Genomic DNA, 18,075 nt, shown 5'->3' on the forward strand with positions numbered 1-18,075 from the left:
ACTATGAAAGAAAAATTGCATTATATTCTGCTTTTAATTACCATTCTATTGGTTGCTGGTATTTCCTTGGCCAATATGCAGAGTGTCAACGTCAGCTTTATCCTGTTCAGCTTCAAACTTCCCTTAATCATATTGATTTTAGTCTCAGTGCTCCTAGGCTCTGTCACGACCTTTCTCATCAGCATGCTAAAAAACTTCTCGCTGAAAAAAGAGCTTAAGAAAACCAAAGAAGCACTTAAAAATTCCCATACAGAAAACTAGGTTGGAAATTATTCCAGCCTAGTTTTTTTGTATTCTCTTTTGATAAAGGTAGGAAATCAAAGCCAATCCCATCACTCCAAAACCAATCAAGAGAAAGGAAAGGGTGCTGACACTCGGCAGAAGAGTCATTAGAAAAGTCGCAGGAGGCATGAAAAGAATTGCCAGCGTGTAGATCGTTGAGAAAACGCGGCCTAGATACTGCTTGTCCACCTTGGTCTGAACCTGGCTGAAGAAATGAATGTTGAACACAGTCATAAAGAGCTCACAGATAAGATTACCAGAATAGGAGAAATATGGATGAACCGGTAGCAAGGCTGAGACACCCATGACTGCGACTCCAACACCGGTCAATAGCAGGGCTACAAGTAAATTGCCCATACTGGCCTTAACCTTGCTGGCTAGAATGGCTCCGATGATTGAGCCTATAGCACCCAAACTCAAAATGGTCGCATAAGAGCCTGTCTTACTGTAGAGCTGATTGGTAAAAGGCAATAGATAATTAAAGGCCGCAAAGAAAAAATTGACTGCAGAAGCTACCAAGAGCAGAAAGAAGATTTCTTTTTGCTGACGGATATAAACTAAACCTTCCTTAATATCTATCAGGATATTTCCAAGATTGATGGGAGACTTCTGCTTGCTTGGCTCATGATTAGGCAGAAAGTAAACCAAGGCAAAAGCCAGAAAGAAGCTAAGAGCATCCAGCTGAAGGGTCACGCGCAAATTTGCATACTGCATCACGATAAAAGATAAAACTGGAGCTGAGACGCTGATAACCTGCAAGGCCAATTCCAGATGAGAATTGTAGGCCACGATGTCTTCCTTGTCCACAATTTCGGTAATATAAGACTTATTAGCTGGCCGAGAAAAAGCAAAGGCTATAGCCTGAACTACATTGGCAAAAATCAACGCTCCAATCATGAGCTGGTCATTTGAAATAAAAGAAATCAGCAGACAAAGACCAGCACAAATCAAATCTGTTACCATCAAAACCTTACGCCTGGAAAAGCGGTCCGTAATGGCCCCACCCAAAGGATTAAATAAGATAGAAGTGACTAGCTCTGATATCTGGTAAATGCCCAAGACCGTCTGTCCCAGAGCTCCCAAAGAAGCAAGCCAGATGCTATTCCCATAATCATAAAGCATATTCCCAATTTTATTAATAGCAGCCCGTGTAATCAGCTGTGCTGCCTGTCGATTCATAAAAATACCTCCTTTCATTTCTGAAACTATTGTATCAGGAATGGAGGGAGGTTCTTTATTTTTCCCATATTTGGGAAATTATACTTTTACAAACTTATGGAAATGCTCTTGATAATAGGCAACTTGCTCAGGTAAATTCAGCACTTCAAAGATGTGCATGGCTTCCTGCATTTGCTTGATGCCCTGCTTCTTCTGCTCCTTCTGATAAGCAGCAAACCCCTTGAGATAGAGGAACACATTGCGTTCATAGAGTTTAATGCCCTTGCCAATGATTTTCTCCACGTAAGCCTCAAAATAACTAGCCTTATCAAAAGAACGACTTTCCAAACAATGCTGGTAACAATTGAGAGCTATAATCAAGACTAGTCTCTTATGGCGACCGATTTCTTTGTAGTAGTCCTCCCGCTCCATGACTTCCTTGCCCAGACGGTAGACGTAGTCCACATCATAAAAGCTATAGAGATTGCCAAAGAGAATCAGCTCATACATAGTCCAGTCTTCCACTTGGAAAAGATAATCAGCCACCTTATCTAAATCCTCTTGCCTCATGCGAAACTGGCTGTCTCGCTGACAAATCAAGCCCTGCATCAAAATCCAATTCAGCTCATAGTAAAGAGGCGTGCTACTAGCTTGGGCCTTTTCCAACTGCTCCGCTTGCAAGTCTTGAAATCCCTTGATGTCATTTGAGTAGTAAAGAGGGATAATTTTACCCATCATGGCCACGTGCTCATGCTGCTGGAAATTCCGTGCCTTGTCCATAAAATTTTCAAGAGTCACATGAATATTATCCAAGAGATCTAAAAATTTCGAGAGGGTCATGTCCGACTCACCCAGCTCAAAACGAGACAGCTGAGAAGTCGAGCAAACCTGACCAGCCGCTTCCTTCAAAGAATAATGCCCATTTAAACGAAAATCACGAAAAACTTTACCTAAATCTTCCATTTGTTTACCACTTCAATTCCTTTAATTGCTGTTTCGCTTCCCTAGTCGCTCTTTCAAAACTATCTTCACCGATCATTGTTCGGATTATACTTTCGGACGAGCCTCTTTTCGTCAAAATCTTATCGGCCGAAAATCGGAAAAGGCAGATTCTACTAAGAATCCTGTCTACTTTTCTCTATTACCCATACCAATCGTTCTTTTTATCTGTTTTTTAATAAATCCTTGTGTTTTTTTTAAAATATTTTTTTCCATACCACTCTTCTACAGTTTTCCCTTCCCACTCACGGTATTCTTCGGGATATTTCCATTTGTAGAAAGCTTGTAAATAACTAGGAAATTCGATGTAGATTAACATAGCAATCACAGCAATATTTAGGATAATCCATGTTATCAAAAGACCTAAGCCTTCCAACGAAGTTGAAAATTTTATGGAAAAACCCTTTATTATAAAGTTTATAATTACTCCAATTCCCAAAAAGCTCATTCCATAAATCGCTATCTTATTGGCAATTTTATTGCGAAGAGAAGAGCCACTTCCATTACCATACATCAGTTTTTTAAGACTTTCAATTTCAAGGCTAAACATAAAATAGGCTAATATAGAAATAAAAACAAAAATAGCAGCAATCATCCAAATAGATAAAGTTGGTAATGATATATCAATAGCTAGCAGGTTAAATTCAAAACTAAGCCAAATTAAAAATGTGATAACATGAAAATGATAACGATAGGGCAGTATAAAAGCTTTTCTAAAAACTTTACCAATCAATATGATAAATACCCAAATTAAGAAACAGACTAGATATACCTCAGCTGTTAGTAATGGATGTTGATAGATAGGCAATCTTAAATCTTTAGGATCAGAGTCGTGCAAGGATAGCGAAAAAACAAGAATCATAAAGTTTATAATGACAGGACCGATAAGAGTTAAAACAATATTCTGAATATGAAGAACTAGTTTAGACTTTCCTTCCCTATAATATATTTCTAACTTAGAGAAAACATTTCCTTTCTGGTACTGTACAAACCCATCATCTTCCAGATTCAAACTCTCTTCAAAACTAGCCTTAAAAATAGATTTTTTCTTCATTTTTTCAATCAAAATACCAATATATTTCCTATTCCATAAGATGTCTAGAAATTACCGCCATAACGCCCACACCTTCATAAGAGTTCAAATAATCTTTCATTTTGGAATTCATTACAGCAAAACTTTTCAAAACTCATATTTTCTATTATGAAATTTTATTGTATCTATTCTTTCTATATCTTTCAACAGCCATAAACCATCTAACCATATTGTTTTGCCATAATAACAGAACTGCTGCAGCTGGTAAAATACCCATAAAGCTTAAAGTGATAATCTCACTGCCGATAGGTGTCCCTATCATATTAAAAACTAGAATAGATATGACTAAAATTGGACCAATCAGTCCCATTAAAGCCATAAATACTGTGAAAATCCAAGCGAATATCTTCTTGCCAAGAGTAACCTTCTTATCGCCAAAATTACCCCAAATAAGATTAGTATCAACTGCCCGTCTAAAATTTTCTTTACTGGTTGGCTGTGCCAACTTAACATTCTTATAAAGGGCTCGCTCTACTATGACCAGCAAAAGAGTACCTTCCAGAAACCAAACAATTAGAAAATAAACCAAAGTACCATAGCCATAGACACCACCAAACAATCGTGTCTCAGGAAAAAGCTGCATCACACCACTAAAAGCAATCAGAAATGATGTAATTAAAATGATTTGTTTCCGATTGCCACGCGATGCCTCTGTATTCAATAGTTTACTTTTAGGAGCTGCTAAGGGGTCTCTTGGCTTTTCTACATTTACATAAATAGCCTGACCATCACTTTCCCCTATATAAATAACTTTCCTAAAAAACATCCTTCATCCTTTCCTCTCTATATACCAACAATTAAAACAAGTCAGGTTGATATAGTTCTCAGCACTTTCTTTTCTTCCTCTTTTTAAACTGATAATAAATAAAACTCCCCGTAGCATCCAAGACAATCGTATAGCCAAAAATTCTTATAAACCATATTAGCCAAATCGGACTATTTTCAGCATCTATATGCAATAATTGCAAACAAGCAATAATACCAAGAAATAGAATAACCTCTGCAATCAAACGGGGCTTAGTCTTTTTGAAATCTAAAGTTTTAAAAATGCTATGATTATATAATTCTTCTGGTACTTCTTCCCAGTAAGTCTTATCTTTCGCTCTCAATTTAAGTAAATATCCGACTTCAACAATGAGTCTCGAGAAAGCTGATATAAACACTAGATTACCAAAAATACCTAATATTTGCTTATAATAGCCGGTTATCAAACCAACCATCATTCCGCCAAGCAAGGTAGCTCCTAGAATTATCCAAATAGAGGGTTTACTATAGACACTCGAAGCAGCAACATAGTTGGCATTAGTCCGTTGCTCGGAAAAGCCTGTTTCTAATTGTTTCTTTAGCCATCTTACATTATAAAGGATTAAACCCAAAAATAGAATCAGAGAACTAAGCCCAAAAATAATGGTATATATAAAAGAATTTCTCAATAAATTATTAGTGAGTACAACAATAACATAATCGGTCAAAACTAATGACAGAAGTAATCCATTAATCATTGCAAAAAGCATGGCTGTACCAAAAAATTGATGTCTATAAATCAATTTTTGATTGAAAGAAATAACTTGACATATCAGCATAAAAAGAAGGTATACGCAAAAAAATAGGAATATAAGATTAGAAAAGGGATTCAATTTGAGTTGATCTTTTATAAAATAATACACATGCGACAAGGCAATACTTAAGGCAAATATACCGGACCAGGCCAAACCAAGCATCCCAACAGAAGCTCGTGTCGCACCTAGTGATTGAAAGTAGTTCTTGTTTAATTCTTCTGGTCCTAAAACTATATTTTTTCACTCATTTTCTACCTCAAAAAATTTGGCCTTTGTATCTCTAAAAGCATTTTTTTAATTCTGCTAGACATACAGACATTACATGGTTTGATCTCAACTGGTTTATGACAACCGAACCAATTGGTAAAATAGGGTTATTATTTTCCATTTTCATTCTCCAATTCATAATTTAATTTATCTAAAATTTTATTATTTATAACAGTTTTGACTATGCCATTCCATATAATATTTGGAACCAAAGAAAGTAGTATAGCAAGTACAACTAATTTTATTATAAACTCTATAATTGTACTTGGCATAAAATAAAACCAATAAACAAAAGGAATAACTGCAAAGACAATAAACAACACTACTAAAATGTTTGCAAGATAAGATGTTTTTATCTGTTTCAAAACATCATTATGTTTTAAAGTTATATCGTGTATAACTTCAAAATATTCTTTCTGGACAGTACTACTAGGAGCTTCAATCAAAGGATAAGTATTTCTAATTGAAATCATCCATAATTCAAAAAGTATAAAAAACCAGATTCCTAAGATCATAGGTAACAGAAAAGAAAAAAGACCGAACTCTTTTTGAGGAACAATGTAATTATCAGAATAACCAGCGATAAAAGCCATAATCGGGACAATCAAAAATGGCGAAGACATCCAAGTTAATCTGCCAATTTTCTTAGCTATGTTTTGGTGATTCCCTATTTTTTCCTTATCGAGCCTTCTCCAAACAATATCTCCTGATAAAAAATAGTACTCTGCAGCTAAGCCTGTTCCTTTTAAATTAGTTCCCATCCCATTATCAACAGCAAATAATAATCTTATCTTTTTCACAATGGACATCTCCATATTAGCTTTTTAGACTTAATATTTCGATCTAGTTCTTTATTGACATCACTTCCTAAAAGCAATAATTTTTTACTCATTTTCTTCTCCATTCTCTTGTGTTGTTTCTTCTTTTAGCTTGCCACTTTTGACCAGCTTTTTATAATATCGTTTGCTGTACCATTCTCGGTCTGAAATCTTTAAGTAGGATTTATACTCTTCTGGGTACTTGTGGATATAATAGGCTTGAAAAATATGCACATTCATCATAAAAGCTATAAAATAACCGCTAATGACAAACCAAACCACCAAAAATAATCCAAACATATAAAAATACCAAAGGACCGGAAGTTGATTCATTAGATGATAGACCAGTGATACCGGAAAGAGCACTACCATCGTTCCGACTGTAATCATCATCACTTTCTTAAGAATTGACTTTTCTTCTTCATCGTTCAGTCTCCTTTTCAGATTCTGGATACTATTCGTAATAATCCAGAAAAAGAGAACGATTCCTAAGACGAACTGAAACCAGAATCCCACCAATGTATAAGCATCGTAAGCTACCGCACTAGCAAAATAAAACCCCGATATAAAAGCACAAATTGACATTGAAAAATAAAAAGGAAAGTAAGTCCAAAGCTGACTGTTCAAGCGTTTCTTGGGCCAAAAAACAGGGATAGATCCAAAAAGGAAAGTTAGATAGAAAACTATACTGATTGGTCGCATTATTTGCCCAATTGTGTGAAACAAAGAAACCGATTGATGAGAAAGATAGTGTACTTCTCCACTTTGACCTACACTACTTGGCAAAGCAATTAATAGAAAGTAAACCATAATTCCAAAAAAGATAAATATGCAAAACACGACCGTAAACAGCCGATTGATCATCCCCATATGAATAGGATTTGGCATACCGGCGGTTAAGGCAAACTTTCCGTTCGTTACGATTTTCTTACTTCGTTCAAAGTCTGCACCGAAAATACTGATTTTTTTCATTTTTAATCTCCAAATTTCATCTGGCAGAAAGGCTCATATCCTTGAGAATCTTCCATTTGAGGATAGGCAACAAATTGTGTCACAAAACAGCAACTGTCGCAGCAGCTACTCCTCGCTTTGTTAAAGATATAACACTTACCTTCTGCGATCGACTGTTTTATCTAACACTTAGTTACAAGTTTCGCTCTCCGGTTCTTTCTTGAACAAGATTTTCCCTTGACTGTACAGCTTCATAATCTTTACAAAACGAACAGGGTTGTTTTGGTTATAAAACAAAAAGGGTATATAGAACATAAATCCAGCTATCCAAAAATCGTAATTGGTCTCAATAGGCTGACCAAACTTTTGAGTATAGCCGTAAAAAACACATACTAAATATATAACAGCAGCAATTATTATGTAGCGAGCAATTCGATAGATTGTTGAAGATGATTTAGCTGGGTCAAAATTCTCGTCACCCACCATCAAATTATGGGAAGCCGCATAATAAAACACCTTCTCTGTTGTCGGCTGAGCCTTGCGAACATTTTTATAAAGCCCTCGCTCAAGAATAGCGACCATTAACAGAAACTCAGCCAACCAAAATAGCAGGATATAGGTCAAACTGGTCCAATTATAGACACCAATGGACAAGGCTGAAAAGAATCCGAAGACCGCAGGTCCACCTGCCATCAAGAGAATCACCAATTCAGGAATATAGGCATTAGTCTTACGCGCTCCTTCCGTATTGAGCAGGAAACTTTTGGGAGCTGCTAAAGCCTCTCTAGTCTGCTGGTCATAATAGACCGCCTGACCATCACACTCGCCAATAAATACTCGACGACGTCTAAGAAAAAACATTCTAACCTCTTTCCAATTAGTTATTGAAGTTCTGTTACCAAACTTTATAATCTCTACTGCTTCACTCACTTTTATTTAATTTCAAATCAGCTAAGCTCCAGCTTTATAATCATGTAGCTCTTTTGTCAAAATAGCTCCATCCGGTCCGACGCTCACTTCTAGATAGACACCTGGATCGTCATCAGATCTACATATCACACTAATTTTCCCCTCCTCAAACTGTTGTGATAATTTCAAGATTCTAACAAAGTAATTTTGATTGAACGCAACAAAAGCAATTCCCAACAAAAGACCTGCAAATATAATCTTAAAAATTTCACCTCCAATCGGTTGCCCCAACAAGTCTTTAAAGCGGGAAATAAAATCATATACATAGTAGAAACCTACTGCAGGAATAGTAAATAAGAGTGCATTAAAATATAAAAAAGCACCTTTACTAAAACCTTTTTCCGTCTTTTCCTCCTCGTCTTGATTTTCGTCATCCGGATAAATCATAGTCGTCAGACAAACCGTTTGGGTAGTCACTTGAGCTTTATTAACATTTCTATACAAGGCTCGTTCTACAAGGAGAGTGACAAAAGCAAACTCTGCTATCCAGATAAGAATAACACTCCAAAAAGCAGTCATGCTATAAGTTCCTTGTAAAAATAGACTAAAGAAGGAAGTAAGACCACCCCCGCTAAACATAAAGAAAACAACTAATAGAGGAATATGCCGATTCATCCTGCTCGATTTCTCTGTATCTAATAGTTTACTCTTTGGAGCTTCTAAAACTTCATGGGTCTTACGATCATAATAAATGGCTTTGTCATAATATTGATTCAAATAAAAACGACGTCTTCTAAAAAACATTCTAGCCTCTTTCTATTTTCTTTATTCTATTTCCTTTTTGACGCGATGATTTCTGTACCGTTCAACTGCCTTCAACCATCGAATCATATTATTTTGCCATAGCAATAGAACTGCGACAGCTGGCACAATCCCCATCACGCTTAAATTGAATATCTCACTGCCGATGGGTGTTCCCATCATCTTCAAAACGAGCATGGTGAAGATAGAAATCGGGCCCACCAAGCCCATGATAGCCATAAAAACTGTGAAAATCCAAGCGAATCACGAAGAACTATAGATTGTTTCTTCATTGACTCCATCCAATTTAATTACACTATTGATCAATCGGTCTATAATGATTGGCCAGTTAACGGCCACTTTTTTGTACAATCACAACTCTTCATATTCTGGATGCTTTCGGATATAGATGGCTGCGTAAACGGCATCCACGATAACCGCAGGAAACGTTAATGTGATTAACATCCCCAAGAAAAGACCGAAGATTCTCTCAACATAGCCTGTCATCACGGCTATGAACAGCAGTATAATTCCAATAACTCCCAAAATGTTGAAAAGCCATTCTTTTTTCTTACTATTCACCTTATAGGTCTCCCATTGGTTAATCTTCCAAATTTTCCCTTGATTTTGAGGGAGGTAATACCAGGCGTAAATCAAGGTCATCCCAAGGAATAAGAGCAAGATGGGAATGAGATAAAACAAGGTGAAACTGGAATCATTGACCGTTCGTGCACTAATAGAATCCTCGCCCGAGGTAAACATCAATAGGCCAATAAAGGTGAAGCTGACGACTATTGTCCAAGCTACCAAGCCGATTAAGATGTAGGTCAGAGATTTAAAGCGATTCACCAAAGAGTTAAAAAGGCCAAAGATAATACTAAATCCATTAATCAGAATACAAGAAAGAAATAAAACCTTGATAATACCAATCCTATCTTCGTAGCTACCCGCAAAATATAAAAATGCCGTAATCGGTAGCATGATCCAAGGAAAAAATTTAATATAGCCTAAACTAACCTCATTTGTAATCAAAGGGCCGTGGTAGCGTTCTTCGATCACTACTTTCTTTTTCTTTGAAGCTTTTGACATGAACTCCCTCTCCTTATCTGGTCAGATTGATTTTATACAAGAAAACTATTTTCCACTCTCTACCTTCTACTTCAAAACTTGGTTTTCATCTTTCTGTAGTTCGGTGATGATAGGTTCTTGATCTGTTCCCATCCTCACTTCTAGATAGACATCTGGATCGTGGTCAGCTCTACATACTACACTCAGTTTTCCACCATAGAATAAATCCAATATATCAAAACTCTTAGTAAGATTATTTTGATTATATAATACAAAAGAAACACCTAATAAAAGTCCAGTTGCAATAATTTTAAATATTTCTCCTCCAATAGGATTACCTAACAAGTCTTGATAATTAAAAATGAAATCATAGGCATAGAAGAATCCAACCAAGGGGACTAGAAAAATCAATCCTTTTATCAAGCGTGTACCATTTCTATTCTCTTTCTTGCTCAAATCCTTCTCCACCTTTTGTTCTTCGTCCAATGTCTCCATAATAACCAAACTAATTGTTTGAGAGGTCACTTGTGCTCTGTTGATATTTCGATACAAGGCACGTTCTACGAGGATAGTAATAAAGGCAAACTCAGCTATCCAAATAAGAATAACACTCCAAAAAGTTGTCATGGTATATGTTCCATGCAAGAATAATCTAAAGAAAGAAATTATTCCTCCTCCACTAGACAAAAACAGGACAACTAAAAGAGGTATATGCCGATTCATCCTGCTTGATTTCTCTGTATCTAATAGTTTACTCTTTGGTGCCTCTAAAAGTTCGTGGGTCTTACAATCAAAATAAATAGCTTTATCGCCATATTGATTAAAAAACATACGACGTCTTATAAAAAACATTCTAGCCTCTTTCTACTTAACTATATACTTCCTATTACCAAATCTCTGGATTGAAAACCAGGAAGACTCATTTTGCGTTTGCAATATAAGCCAATTTCTCAATTCTATCATGAAGGTCTTCTACATTCAAATTTTCTCGAAGGTATTCACAGAGCATTCCATTTTCATAAAACATTTGCTCTGAAAGCTGACCTTTTGGTTCATCCGGGCACTGAATCATAACAATGCTGAAAACACCACCGGGACCAGAATTCTCAATTGCATTTCCCTCAAAATGATAGGTGAAAGCCCGAAATTGAGAACCATTGTAGTTACCTGAAATTACATAGGCAACTTTTACCATATTTCCACGACCAAATGGATAATGATTAAAATTCGCGTATTTTTCTACATACGGATTCTGGAAAAGTTTTAGTGTGAGGTCGTTACTTGTTTTTTGCTTGGAATATTCTCTGTAATAGTCGTTACCTTGTGCTTTATCAAATTGATAGCCGTGCTCGGAAGCGAAGGCTTGGTATACTTTATTCTTTTTGGCGGAATGACTAATCGCCCAATAAACTATCCAACCTACGAAAGCAAAAATTGCTAGCATTAAGACAATAAAAATTATTACAAAATCCATCATTTTCTCCTATTTTTCTTAAATAAAACGATTCAGTCATCACAATCTTTAGTAATACGATAACTGAACCACATTAAATATCATTTTAATTTTCCTGTAAGCTCTAAGAAGTTCATCTCTCACGGAAACTAGGAATTCTTGCACAGGTTCGATTGGCTCTTCCTACACCTTCTCCGCCAGTTCTTCCCATTCTAGCATGGCTTCTTCTTGGGCGGCGGTCAGCTGGTCGATTTGCTGCTGGCTCTCCATGAGTTCACTGGCGTCGTTGGTAGCCTGCATGGCTTCCTGAAGCTGACTAATCTGACTGTCCAAGTCCTCGATTTGCGCTTCCAATTGCTCTAGGCGGCGGGCCAGCCGGCGCTGTTCTTTCTGGTTTTCCTTTTGAAGCTGATAGTCATTGGCAGGGGCAGGCTTATCTAAATCAACCTGCTCCGTCTCCTCACGCAAGGCTTCCTGCTCTGCCTTTTTCTCCAGATAGTAGTCATAATCACCCAGATAAAGGGTGGAGCCTGTCTCAGAAAGCTCGATGATCTGGGTTGCCACGCGATTGATAAAGTAACGGTCATGGCTGACAAAGAGCAGGGTGCCGTCAAAGTCAATCAGGGCATTTTCCAGCACTTCCTTGCTGTCAATGTCCAGGTGGTTGGTCGGCTCGTCTAGGATGAGAAAGTTGTTGTTTTCCATAGACAGCTTGGCTAGAAGCAGCCGCGCTCGCTCTCCACCTGATAGCATGCCGACAGACTTCTTGACATCGTCCCCCGAGAAGAGGAAAGCGCCTAAGCGATTGCGAATTTCGACTTCTGGCGTCAGCTTGAAGTCATTCCATAGCTCATCAAGTACCGTATTGCTGGCAGTCAGTTTGCTCTGGGTCTGGTCATAGTAGCCCACTTCCACATTAGCCCCCAGCTGCTCCTTGCCTCTGATGAAGGGCACTTGACCGATTAGTGATTTAATCAAGGTCGTCTTTCCAATCCCATTTGGCCCGACAATAGCTACCGCATTGAACTTGCGAATGTCAAGGTTAATTGGCTCCGATAGAACTTCCACGCCATAGCCAATAGCTGCGTCTTCCAAAGTTAGAACAACATTTCCCGAAACCTTATCGGATTTGAAGGTCATATTAGCCGATCGACTGCCGGTCTCCGGCCTGTCCAAACGCTCCATCTTTTCCAGCTGCTTGCGGCGGGACTGAGCCCGCTTGGTAGTAGAGGCCCGGACCAGATTGCGATTGACAAAGTCCTCCAGCGCAGCGATTTCTTTCTGTTGCTTTTCGTAGTTCTTGGCTTCAGTGGCCAGCTTCTGCTCCTTTTGGACCACAAAGCTAGAGTAATTGCCCACATAGCGATCCAAGGAATGCTTGGTCAAGTCCAGCGTGATGGTCGCAACCTTGTCTAAGAAATAGCGGTCGTGGCTGACGATGATCAGGGCACCGCTGTAGTTGACTAAGTAAGTCTCCAGCCAAGCAATGGTCTCGATATCCAAGTGGTTGGTCGGCTCGTCCAGTACCAGCAACTCTGGCTTTTCCAAAAGCATCTTAGCCAGAGCCAGACGGGTATTCTGCCCGCCTGAAAGCTCAGAAATCTTCATCTGCCACATGGACTGGTCAAACTTGAAGCCATTCAAAATAGCTCGAATATCGGCCTCGTAGGTAAAACCACCTTTCTGGCGAAAATCCTCTGACAGCTGGTCATACTGAGTCATGAGAGCAGTCAGCTCTTCCGCTGACAATTCTCCCATTTGCAGCTCCATCTGGCGCAAGCGTTTTTCTTGCTGACGCAGACTATCAAAGACCAGCATCATCTCATCGTAGATGGTATTCTCCGACTCAAAGCGGCTGTCCTGAGCCAGATAGGACAGAGACAAGTCTCGTTTTTTATTGATCTGACCAGAAGTAGGCTCTTCCTCGCCCACCAAAATCTTGAGCAGGGTTGACTTCCCAGCTCCATTTTTACCGACGAGAGCAATTCGATCACCCTCATCTACCTGCAGGTTAATATTGTCAAAAAGAAGCTCCCCTGCAAAAGAGCGTTCAATCTTGCTTGCTTGTAAAATAATCATAAGACCATTATAGCAGATTTCCAGAAGCACAGCTATCAGAATTCAAGAGAAAGCAAACTCAGCTCCCCAAAAGAAAAAAGACAGCCATAGCTGACTGCCTTACATAAAACTATTGAGAATAGATTGATTCTGCAAAATCAGATAAATTCCCAGCAGAATCAGAACCGTAAAGACAACAAATTTAATCATTCCCTTGATTATACGAATAGCCAGAAGGATAATCATAGATCCGACTAGCCACATAAAGGCGGAATTGTGAAAAAATCCCTGAACTGCCTCAATATTCTGGCCGAAGAAGACCTGAATGGGCGCCGGAACATGATTTTCCCAAGCCGCTGTCACTCCTAGCTGGTTGGCAATCTCATTGCCGCTTTTCCATAGCCAGACAAAGATTCCTGAGTTAAAAACAAAGAGAAAAACTTGCTCTGGAAAGTGTCGAATCAAGTAAAAAATAGATTTTAACATAGGCTTACGATTGATACAAGTCTTTTACAGCCTGGATATCTGTCGGCTGGATACTGTAAAATGAGCCTGCTGACTGCATCACTGATTCCTCCTCATTATGGTCTAATCCGATAGCATGGCCCAATTCGTGCGCCGCTGTATTGACAATCCGCTCATGAGAATAAGCATAGCGACTGTCTAGCAGGTAGTAACTATTAAGGCGAACTGTGACATGGGTAAACCGCTTGGTTAGGAGATTAGTCTGCGACTCAGCTTCACCAGCTGCACTGACATTGCCATCGTTCATCTCCGTCGCAACAATGTCCGCCTTGTCTTTGTCATTGATGATTTGAAAGGTGAAGGCACCTGTTTGATTCCAAGAATCAATGGCCTCCTTATAGGCTGAACGGAAGGTTTCATTATTTGTATCGATATAAATTGTAGCGCTTGGCTGATCCCAACGAGCCCCTGTTGTTGCATGCTCATCTGTCAGCTGATCCGTCTGCGTCTCCTCACTGCTGTGAAGCCCCGTGGAAATGCCTTGGTGATTTAAAAATTGATCCACTCTGCCAACAGCCGTCTGAACAGCCTGCGTCAGTCCCTCTGTACCCGGTTTTGTCGAAGTGGTAAAATAGAAAATTCCGACAATAACCATAAAGCTCAGGACAAAGGACCAGGCAAGTCCCCAAACCACGCGCCCAATCAAACGCATGAGAAACCGGATGCATTTAAAAATAAGTCCCATCGCAACCTCCTTTACTAGATTGTAAGAGAACGTTGATTTTACCACCGCTTTCTTAAAAAAGACTGAAAAATTAGCCTTCTTTCTATCTATTATTATAAAAGAAAATGACTACAAATCTGCAACCATTTCTTTTCATACTATTGAATACTCTTTGCAAATCTATTTTTGAGTATAAAATTAAGAACCCGTCTCCTGACTGACCTTGCCACTATTATAGTCCAAACGAATCCCTTTTTGCACATTCGGAATAAAGACATTGAATTCTAGACTGCCATCGCTGGACTTGGCCTCTAAATGTGACCCAACCGGTACTAAATCAGTCTCCGTGGCATAAATCAAGGTTACCCGGTAGCGCACCCGCTTGTTCTTATCCAGGGCCTTACGGATCTTTGTCTCATAGTAATTCTGCCCTGTCGAATCCGCTTCATTGGCTTGGTTGGACCAGGCCGTCTGCACAGCGATATTGGCAGGATTGCTAGTAGAAGCATCAAAGCCCTTCAAACCACCGATCAGCGAATAGGCCAAGAGATGTCCGCGGTCCACAGCGTGATTGTACTCACCAGGGAGGTTCTTGAGTTGATGCCAGCCTGCCGGTACCCATGAAGTGTTGGCATTTCTAGTTTCTTCCCGTTTTTTGTACTGGCGGGTAGACTTGGATAAAAAGGCATTCGCCACTGTCGGAAGGGTTTGCCCTTGTACAAGCTTGGTCTTATTGTCAGCGTAGGGCTTACTAGAAATCCCCGCATCCAAGTCTGTCTTATTCCCATTCACGATAAAGGCACCAGCTCCATTCCATTCAATGCTGCCTTTAAGCTGAGCTCGGACAGCATCCGTCAGAACGCTCTCAGCCAGTTCCCGACTAGGGGTGCCCTGATCTTGAACTTGCCCAACTCTGATTTCTGAATTTGGACTCTGAAGTGGCTGCTGACCATCCTGTCCCCAGAAATAGCCAGCCAGCGCCAAAATCAAGGCTAGAGTCAGCCCAGCCCAGCCTTGCAGGCTCTTAGAATTCCTTTTCTGACTAGTCTTTCTTTTCATCTTCTTTCTCTCAACTTAGCAAACTGGATTCACATTTCAGCCAGTCTTTTCGACTAGGAGCTAGTTTCCAGTAAACTTCCCGATTAATTCTTGCCAGGTTTCTGGTGAAAAAACTGAGCCCTTACCGTTTCCGATAATGTTATAGCCAATCATCAAAGCCACAAAAAAGAGAATCACGGCTACCAGGAGAACCAACAGAACAAGGCCAATCTGCCGGCCTAAATATTTAAGATTTTCACTCATCGTCTTCTTCCTTTACACGCTTCACTTTGGCTCCCAAGGCTGCCAATTTTTCATGGAATTTATAGTAGCCTCGGTCTAAGTGTACCAGTTTGCTGACCTTGGTCTCGCCTTCAGCAATCAAGCCCATCAAAATCAAAGTCGCACTGGCCCGAAGGTCAGTTGACATGACTTCAGCTCCCTGAAGACTGCCACCACCCCAGATGCGAGCTGTATCACGCATGATATCAGAGTGCAACCCCATCCGACGCATTTCCTCTAGATGCTGGAAGCGGTTCTCAAAAACAGTCTCAATCATCGTAGACTCTCCCTTGGCCATGGCCATGAGCGCCGTAAACTGAGCCTGCATGTCGGTAGGGAAACCCGGATAAGGAAGGGTCTTGACCGAAACCGGTCTGAGCTTGGAAACATCGGAACGAATCCGAATCCCTTCATCTTCCTCTGTCACTTCCACTCCCATTTCCTGCATTTTGGAAAGCAGGGGACGATTGTGCTCCCAAATGGCATCCTCAATCAGCAAGTCACCGCTGGTCATAGCTGCAGCAACCATAAAAGTTCCTGCTTCGATACGGTCTTGAACCACATTATGCTTGGCCCCTCGCAGCTGGTCCACTCCGACAATAGCCAGAGTCTCTGTACCCGCTCCTCTGACCTTGGCTCCCATTTCATTTAAAAAGAGGGCTAGGTCAACGATTTCAGGCTCCCGAGCAGCATTTTCAATCACTGTGGTGCCTTGAGCCAGCGTTGCAGCCATCATGATGTTTTGCGTTGCTCCCACACTAGGAAAGTCCATGTATATGTGAGCTCCCTTGAGCCGCTCTGCCTTTGCTTCGATATAACCCGCTGTTTGGGTAATCTGAGCGCCCATGGCTTCTAAGCCCTTCAGGTGCAAGTCAATAGGTCGGCTGCCAATCGTACAGCCGCCTGGCATGGAAACCTTAGCATGACCATTACGAGCTAGGACTGGCCCCAAAACAACGATAGACGCCCGCATTTTGCTGACATATTTGTAAGGCGCCTCCTCAGACAAAGGCTGGGTGGCATCCACAACAACTGTATTTTCTTCCTGATTAAAATCCACCTGAGTGTTTAAACCGCGGACCACATTGTTCATGGTAAAGACATCAGACAAGACCGGAACATTTTTCAGCACAGACTGGCCCTCGCTAGCCAAGACTGTCGCTGCTAAGAGAGGCAGGACCGCATTTTTTGCTCCTTCAATCTTGACCTTTCCGACCAAGCGATTATCTCCACCTTGAATAATAATTTTTTCCATACCGATTCCTTACTCTAAATTTTTAAAATCATCCATACTATCATACCATAAAATCAAAAATATGACCTTATAAAGTACCATTAAAAATCGCCCGGCTCATATCGTAAATACCAATGAAGAAAAGGCTGACTAAATAGCCCAAGGCAATGCTAAACAAGAGAATCAAAAAGCGAATTTTCATCGCATTATCGGCATTAACCTTGAAAAATCTCTCCCACTCAACAACCGTTGACAGCAGATGAAAGGCAAAGAAAATAAAGAGCAAATGACTGCATAATTTAAAAACAACTTCTACCATAACTTTTATTATACCACAAGACTCCAGTCAGGGACGAACTAAATAGTCCCCCCTTTTTCTTTGGAAAAGAAAACTGAGACAGTTCTGCCTCAGTTTTGCGTATTCAGTTTGTATTCATGAAAGCATATTACCAGATGATGAACTACTTCCATCAATCTAGGCAAAATGGCTTCTTATAATCTTGTTCCGACATTGATCCGGTTGATCGCCCGTTGCAGGGCAATCTTAGCCCGGCGTTCTTGGTCAATCAAATGCTTATCATGTGCTTCTTCGATTTCTTGCTCAGCTCGGAGCTTAGCCCGCTCAGCCCGACTAATGTCGATATCTCGCTCACGCTCAGCTGAATCCGCCACAATGGTAATGACATTATCTGCAATTTCAATGATTCCGCCATTAACCGCAATCCAGTCGATATGCTTGTCATCATCAATCCGGCGCACCTTGACCTGATCCACTTCTAAAACAGCGATGGTATTGATGTGGCGGGGCAAAATCCCCAGCTCACCATCAATGGTCTTTACGGAAACAAATGCAGCATGGTGATCATAAATAAGACCATCCGGTGTCACGATTTGTACTGTCATTTGAGCCATCATT

21 protein-coding genes are annotated in these 18,075 nt (G+C 40.0%); 1 reads left to right on the plus strand and 20 read right to left on the minus strand.

Going from position 1 to position 18,075, the window contains the following annotated elements; translation table 11 throughout:
- Nucleotides 1-3: 3 nt before the first annotated feature.
- Nucleotides 4-261 carry a LapA family protein gene (locus HMPREF9378_RS06220; RefSeq protein ID WP_002902722.1) on the plus strand — a complete coding sequence of 86 codons (258 nt, stop codon included), beginning with the start codon at nt 4-6 and terminating at the stop codon, nt 259-261.
- A gap of 18 nt (nt 262-279) precedes the next feature.
- Here HMPREF9378_RS06220 and HMPREF9378_RS06215 read toward each other — a convergent pair whose 3' ends face one another.
- The 20 genes from HMPREF9378_RS06215 to HMPREF9378_RS06115 all read right to left on the minus strand — a co-directional run bounded on the left by HMPREF9378_RS06215 (nt 280) and on the right by HMPREF9378_RS06115 (nt 18,074).
- Complete coding sequence (locus tag HMPREF9378_RS06215; RefSeq protein WP_032911170.1) at nt 280-1,461, minus strand: MFS transporter; 1,182 nt, start codon at nt 1,459-1,461, stop codon at nt 280-282.
- A 78-nt stretch (nt 1,462-1,539) separates the two neighbouring features.
- A complete protein-coding gene (locus HMPREF9378_RS06210) occupies nt 1,540-2,403 on the minus strand; it encodes an Rgg family transcriptional regulator (protein WP_002913726.1) in 864 nt (287 codons plus the stop codon).
- 211 nt (nt 2,404-2,614) lie between these two features.
- Entirely contained in the window at nt 2,615-3,493 is an 879-nt protein-coding gene (locus HMPREF9378_RS06205) for a hypothetical protein (protein ID WP_002902719.1), read from the minus strand.
- Nucleotides 3,494-3,638: 145 nt separating this feature from the next.
- Nucleotides 3,639-4,298: a hypothetical protein gene (locus tag HMPREF9378_RS06200; protein ID WP_002902718.1), complete on the minus strand. Its 660-nt coding sequence runs from the start codon at nt 4,296-4,298 to the stop codon at nt 3,639-3,641.
- A 58-nt stretch (nt 4,299-4,356) separates the two neighbouring features.
- The gene (locus HMPREF9378_RS06195; protein WP_002902717.1) at nt 4,357-5,253 is read right to left on the minus strand and encodes a hypothetical protein; all 897 of its coding nucleotides are present in this window, start codon (nt 5,251-5,253) and stop codon (nt 4,357-4,359) included.
- 215 nt (nt 5,254-5,468) lie between these two features.
- Complete coding sequence (locus tag HMPREF9378_RS06190; protein WP_002913728.1) at nt 5,469-6,173, minus strand: hypothetical protein; 705 nt, start codon at nt 6,171-6,173, stop codon at nt 5,469-5,471.
- Between the two features lie 69 nt (nt 6,174-6,242).
- Nucleotides 6,243-7,148, minus strand: a complete 906-nt coding sequence (locus tag HMPREF9378_RS06185; RefSeq protein ID WP_002913730.1) for a hypothetical protein — start codon at nt 7,146-7,148, stop codon at nt 6,243-6,245.
- Between the two features lie 168 nt (nt 7,149-7,316).
- Nucleotides 7,317-7,988: a hypothetical protein gene (locus HMPREF9378_RS06180; protein WP_023916005.1), complete on the minus strand. Its 672-nt coding sequence runs from the start codon at nt 7,986-7,988 to the stop codon at nt 7,317-7,319.
- Nucleotides 7,989-8,078: 90 nt separating this feature from the next.
- Nucleotides 8,079-8,840: a hypothetical protein gene (locus HMPREF9378_RS06175; protein WP_002902712.1), complete on the minus strand. Its 762-nt coding sequence runs from the start codon at nt 8,838-8,840 to the stop codon at nt 8,079-8,081.
- A gap of 369 nt (nt 8,841-9,209) precedes the next feature.
- Nucleotides 9,210-9,926, minus strand: a complete 717-nt coding sequence (locus tag HMPREF9378_RS06165) for a hypothetical protein (RefSeq protein WP_002900725.1) — start codon at nt 9,924-9,926, stop codon at nt 9,210-9,212.
- A gap of 66 nt (nt 9,927-9,992) precedes the next feature.
- The gene (locus HMPREF9378_RS06160; RefSeq protein WP_002913733.1) at nt 9,993-10,736 is read right to left on the minus strand and encodes a hypothetical protein; all 744 of its coding nucleotides are present in this window, start codon (nt 10,734-10,736) and stop codon (nt 9,993-9,995) included.
- Between the two features lie 88 nt (nt 10,737-10,824).
- Nucleotides 10,825-11,382 (minus strand): hypothetical protein, encoded by a 558-nt coding sequence (locus tag HMPREF9378_RS06155; RefSeq protein ID WP_002900729.1) that lies wholly within the window; start codon nt 11,380-11,382, stop codon nt 10,825-10,827.
- Between the two features lie 159 nt (nt 11,383-11,541).
- Nucleotides 11,542-13,437 (minus strand): ABC-F family ATP-binding cassette domain-containing protein, encoded by a 1,896-nt coding sequence (locus HMPREF9378_RS06150; RefSeq protein WP_032909515.1) that lies wholly within the window; start codon nt 13,435-13,437, stop codon nt 11,542-11,544.
- A gap of 99 nt (nt 13,438-13,536) precedes the next feature.
- Nucleotides 13,537-13,902, minus strand: a complete 366-nt coding sequence (locus HMPREF9378_RS06145) for a hypothetical protein (protein ID WP_002900732.1) — start codon at nt 13,900-13,902, stop codon at nt 13,537-13,539.
- 4 nt (nt 13,903-13,906) lie between these two features.
- Entirely contained in the window at nt 13,907-14,626 is a 720-nt protein-coding gene (locus HMPREF9378_RS06140; protein WP_002902711.1) for a matrixin family metalloprotease, read from the minus strand.
- 177 nt (nt 14,627-14,803) lie between these two features.
- Nucleotides 14,804-15,664: a DNA/RNA non-specific endonuclease gene (locus tag HMPREF9378_RS06135; RefSeq protein ID WP_002900735.1), complete on the minus strand. Its 861-nt coding sequence runs from the start codon at nt 15,662-15,664 to the stop codon at nt 14,804-14,806.
- A 60-nt stretch (nt 15,665-15,724) separates the two neighbouring features.
- A complete protein-coding gene (locus HMPREF9378_RS06130; RefSeq protein ID WP_002900736.1) occupies nt 15,725-15,907 on the minus strand; it encodes a DNA-directed RNA polymerase subunit beta in 183 nt (60 codons plus the stop codon).
- Entirely contained in the window at nt 15,900-17,180 is a 1,281-nt protein-coding gene (gene murA, locus HMPREF9378_RS06125) for a UDP-N-acetylglucosamine 1-carboxyvinyltransferase (protein WP_002900738.1), read from the minus strand. The genes HMPREF9378_RS06130 and murA overlap by 8 nt, the downstream gene beginning before the upstream one ends.
- 67 nt (nt 17,181-17,247) lie before the next feature.
- Complete coding sequence (locus tag HMPREF9378_RS06120; RefSeq protein ID WP_002895990.1) at nt 17,248-17,478, minus strand: DUF1146 family protein; 231 nt, start codon at nt 17,476-17,478, stop codon at nt 17,248-17,250.
- A 173-nt stretch (nt 17,479-17,651) separates the two neighbouring features.
- Complete coding sequence (locus tag HMPREF9378_RS06115) at nt 17,652-18,074, minus strand: F0F1 ATP synthase subunit epsilon (RefSeq protein ID WP_002900740.1); 423 nt, start codon at nt 18,072-18,074, stop codon at nt 17,652-17,654.
- Between the last annotated feature and the right edge of the window lies 1 nt (nt 18,075).

The sequence above is a fragment of the Streptococcus sanguinis SK1 = NCTC 7863 genome, from assembly GCF_000194945.1.
In the GTDB taxonomy this organism is placed as follows: domain Bacteria; phylum Bacillota; class Bacilli; order Lactobacillales; family Streptococcaceae; genus Streptococcus; species Streptococcus sanguinis.